At 33.5% G+C, this 3628-nt stretch carries 5 protein-coding genes; 1 reads left to right on the top strand and 4 read right to left on the bottom strand.

Features of this window, described 5'->3' with window-relative positions:
* Window positions 1–96 precede the first annotated feature (96 nt).
* Window positions 97–1599, top strand: a complete 1503-nt coding sequence (hutH, locus tag ACIQ2S_RS12120; protein WP_396176353.1) for a histidine ammonia-lyase — start codon at window positions 97–99, stop codon at window positions 1597–1599.
* Window positions 1600–1630: 31 nt separating this feature from the next.
* Here the strand turns inward: hutH and ACIQ2S_RS12125 are convergent, their stop codons facing one another.
* The 4 genes from ACIQ2S_RS12125 to ACIQ2S_RS12140 form a co-directional block, all read right to left on the bottom strand.
* A complete protein-coding gene (locus ACIQ2S_RS12125) occupies window positions 1631–1990 on the bottom strand; it encodes a type II toxin-antitoxin system HigA family antitoxin (protein ID WP_396176355.1) in 360 nt (119 codons plus the stop codon).
* A 2-nt stretch (window positions 1991–1992) separates the two neighbouring features.
* The gene (locus ACIQ2S_RS12130) at window positions 1993–2289 is read right to left on the bottom strand and encodes a type II toxin-antitoxin system HigB family toxin (RefSeq protein WP_396176357.1); all 297 of its coding nucleotides are present in this window, start codon (window positions 2287–2289) and stop codon (window positions 1993–1995) included.
* A gap of 245 nt (window positions 2290–2534) precedes the next feature.
* Window positions 2535–3053: a hypothetical protein gene (locus ACIQ2S_RS12135; RefSeq protein WP_396176359.1), complete on the bottom strand. Its 519-nt coding sequence runs from the start codon at window positions 3051–3053 to the stop codon at window positions 2535–2537.
* 56 nt (window positions 3054–3109) lie between these two features.
* Window positions 3110–3628 (bottom strand): RimK family alpha-L-glutamate ligase (locus tag ACIQ2S_RS12140; RefSeq protein ID WP_396176361.1); only part of this gene is annotated, 519 nt, incomplete at its 5' end.

Raw genomic sequence — 3628 nt, forward strand, 5'->3', positions numbered from 1 at the left:
GGATAACTTTTTAATCTCTTTTTGTTATTAAAAAAACCACAATTTTTTTGCATTTATGCAAACGTTTGCGGAATTTTGCCCCTTCAACAACAACCAATGGATTACTCGCATTATATCAGTTCAGAATTACTTTCTCTAGAAACAATAAATCAAATTATTTTCGAGCATAAAACCTTGGCATTGTCAGAAGAGGCAAAGGTGAATATTCAAAAATGTCGTGATTATCTGAATGAAAAAATGAAGACGCATGTCGCTCCGATTTACGGTATAAATACGGGTTTTGGTTCGTTGTGTAATGTGAAAATTTCGAATGAAAATCTTTCGCAACTTCAGGAAAACTTAGTAAAATCACATGCTTGTGGAACGGGTGACGAAGTCCCTCAAGACATTGTAAAATTGATGTTGTTGCTTAAAATTCAATCATTGAGTTACGGACATTCGGGTGTGCAACTGGAAACAGTGGAACGTTTGATAGAATTTTACAATCATGATGTTTTACCTGTAATTTATACGCAAGGTTCGTTAGGTGCTTCCGGTGATTTAGCTCCTTTGGCACATTTGAGTTTGCCTTTGTTAAGTGAAGGCGAAGTGTACTTTGAAGGTAAAAAAGTAGCTTCCACCGAAGTTTTAAAGCACTTTGGATGGAAACCAATTGTTTTGCAATCCAAAGAAGGTTTGGCGTTGTTGAATGGTACTCAATTTATGAGTGCTTATGGAGTTTCTATTTTATTGAAATCTTATAAATTATCGTACTTAGCCGACTTAATTGGAACGATTTCTTTAGAAGGTTTTGATGGAAGAATGGATCCGTTTAACGAACTGATTCATTTGGTTCGTCCGCACAAAGGTCAGATTGAAACGGCTCAACGAATCACTGATTTTTTAGAGGGAAGCGAAATTATCAGACAACCAAAAGCTCACGTGCAAGATCCGTATTCGTTCCGTTGCATGCCGCAAGTGCATGGTGCTTCCAAAGATGCGATTGATTATGCCCGACGTGTTTTTAAAACGGAGATTAACTCCGTAACCGACAATCCAAATATTTTTGTAGGCGAGGATATTATTGTTTCCGGTGGAAATTTCCATGGACAACCGTTGGCGTTAGCTTTAGACTTTCTTGGAATTGCTTTGGCCGAATTAGGCAGTATTTCCGAAAGAAGAACCTATCAATTGATTTCCGGATTACGAGGCTTACCTGCATTTTTAGTCGACAATCCGGGATTGAATTCCGGCTTTATGATTCCGCAATATACTGCCGCAAGTATCGTAAGTCAGAACAAACAATTGGCCACTCCTGCTAGTATTGACAGTATTGTTTCCAGTAATGGTCAAGAAGATCACGTGAGTATGGGAGCCAATGCAGCTACGAAATGTTTGAAAATTCTAGAAAATTTAGAACGTATTTTGGCCATCGAGTTAATGAATGCTTCGCAAACGATTGATTTCAGGAGACCTTTAAAATCGAGTGATTTTATTGAACAATTTTTAAAATCGTATCGTTCAGAAGTTCCTTTTGTTAAAGAAGATCGTATTTTACATTATGATATTGAAAACTCAATTGCGTTTTTGAAGAGTATTGCCATTGAGATGGAGAATTAAACAAAGTACTATTTAAAGCAAAATTAATTTTTTATAATCCTAATACAATAGTAGGATCAATATCTAATTTTTTACTGATATCTCTTGCTGTTTTTAACGTAGGTTCCGTTTTTCCTGTTAAATATTCACTAACTCTTGAAGTGCTAACCCCCAATAATTCCGATAAACGTTTTTGATTGAGTCCACGTTCATACATACGTAATTTCATGGTTTCAATTAGCGTCGGTTTTTTAACGGGATAATTTGCTTCTTCATAATCAGCAACAAGGTCCGACAAAATATTTAGTTCAATATAGCCTTCAGCCTCTTGATTTTCGATGTTTTCTTGATTTTGTAAAAGTTCTTCAATTCTTTGAAGCAATACATTATATTCTTTTTTTGTTTTGATCATCGCTATATATTTTTGATGTCTTTTATTTTGTCATATTCAGCATGCGTTCCAATAAAACGGATGTACACTTTTTTTGCGTTGAATGAAATAATTGCAACTAATCGATAGGTATTTCCTTTTATATTGAAAACAAAACGATTATTGCCAACATAATCAACCGTATTAAAATCCTTTTTAATATCATTTAGCGAATTCCAATCCTTAGAAGTTACTGTGTAATACCAAATAATTAAAGCACTTTCGGCATCAGTATGATTCTCAGAAAATTCTTTTATTCTTTTGAAAGTAACAATTCGCATTAAAAATCTTTTTGCAAAGATAAATAAAATTTTGAAATTCAAAATAATGTTTTGAAAAGCAAATGTCTGATTTTTGTTTTAAATTAATAAAAAAAATTAAAAATTTTAAAGTAATTGGCTTTTTAAAGAGTTTTGAGATTGAGATGGAATAGTTAATCGATTGATTTGTGCTAATCAAGTTTAATTGAGGTAGCTTTTTCTGTTAGTTTCTAGCGTCGAAGTCTACTCGATTTTTACACTGTTTGTTATTTACAATTCATAATTGTATTCCAGTCAACTTTTATTGTTTTACTTACTGAATTGTATTCGAAATTGGAAATGTCATGGTTACAATTTAAAGTTAGATAATCTTTCTCAAGTTTTCTAGTATAATAATAACCTACTAATTCAGTCCAATGATATATTGGATAGCAATTCTCTTTTTCAGATTTCGTGAGTTTTTCATATTCGTTTATTTTAATACTCTTGAAGGCTGGAAATTCAAATTTTTCTAAATCATATTTAGTCGTGTCTATTTCCACGTTTTGTATTTCTATTGTGATTCCATATCCACTTAAAATCAGGTCATTTTTTTCAGTTCCTTTTGGCATTGGCAATTTAAAATAACCATTAAAGTCAGATTCTACTTTTTGTTCAGAGTTTTTGAAATATACTTCAATTCCCGGAATTTCCGACCCATTCTGAAACAGTTGGCCAGATATTTGAGCATTAGCAATTCCGCTAAGTACAAAAATTAAAATCGATATGTAGAATGTTTTTCTCAAATGGTTTACAACTCGTTTATAACATCAAAAAAATAATATTTTCAATTATAATATCTTTACTTCACCTTAAAATTCTTCTCAATCGCCTTAATCATTTCTCCCGCAATATCTTTGTTGGTCGCTCCTTCAATTCCTTCTAATCCGGGTGAAGAGTTCACTTCTAATAAAAGCGGACCTTTACTCGAGCGGATAATATCCACACCGGCAACTTTCAATCCCATTGCTTTGGCGGCTTTTACAGCAATAATTTTTTCTTCATTGGTAGGTTTTACAACCGACGCGGTTCCTCCCAAATGGATGTTTGCTCTGAATTCTCCTGCTAATGCTTCTCTTTGGATTGTGGCAACGACTTTACCATCAATTACAAATAATCGCAAGTCTTTTCCGTTGGCTTCTTTGATGAATTCTTGTACTAAAATATTGGCATTCAGACTCTTGAAAGCGTTTATTACACTTTCTGCAGCTTTTTTAGTTTCTGCTAAAACAACGCCTTTTCCTTGAGTTCCTTCCAACAATTTGACAATCAAAGGTGTTCCGCCAACCATTTTGATTAAATCATCCGTATCTAAAGGCGA

The organism is Flavobacterium sp., from assembly GCF_044371705.1.
Taxonomy (GTDB): domain Bacteria; phylum Bacteroidota; class Bacteroidia; order Flavobacteriales; family Flavobacteriaceae; genus Flavobacterium.

Bases quoted from the DNA above. Each gene is read 5' to 3' on its own strand.
- hutH (WP_396176353.1), top strand. From the start codon at position 97: ATGGATTACTCGCATTATATCAGTTCAGAATTACTTTCTCTAGAAACA.
- ACIQ2S_RS12125 (WP_396176355.1), bottom strand. From the start codon at position 1,990: ATGATCAAAACAAAAAAAGAATATAATGTATTGCTTCAAAGAATTGAA.
- ACIQ2S_RS12130 (WP_396176357.1), bottom strand. From the start codon at position 2,289: ATGCGAATTGTTACTTTCAAAAGAATAAAAGAATTTTCTGAGAATCAT.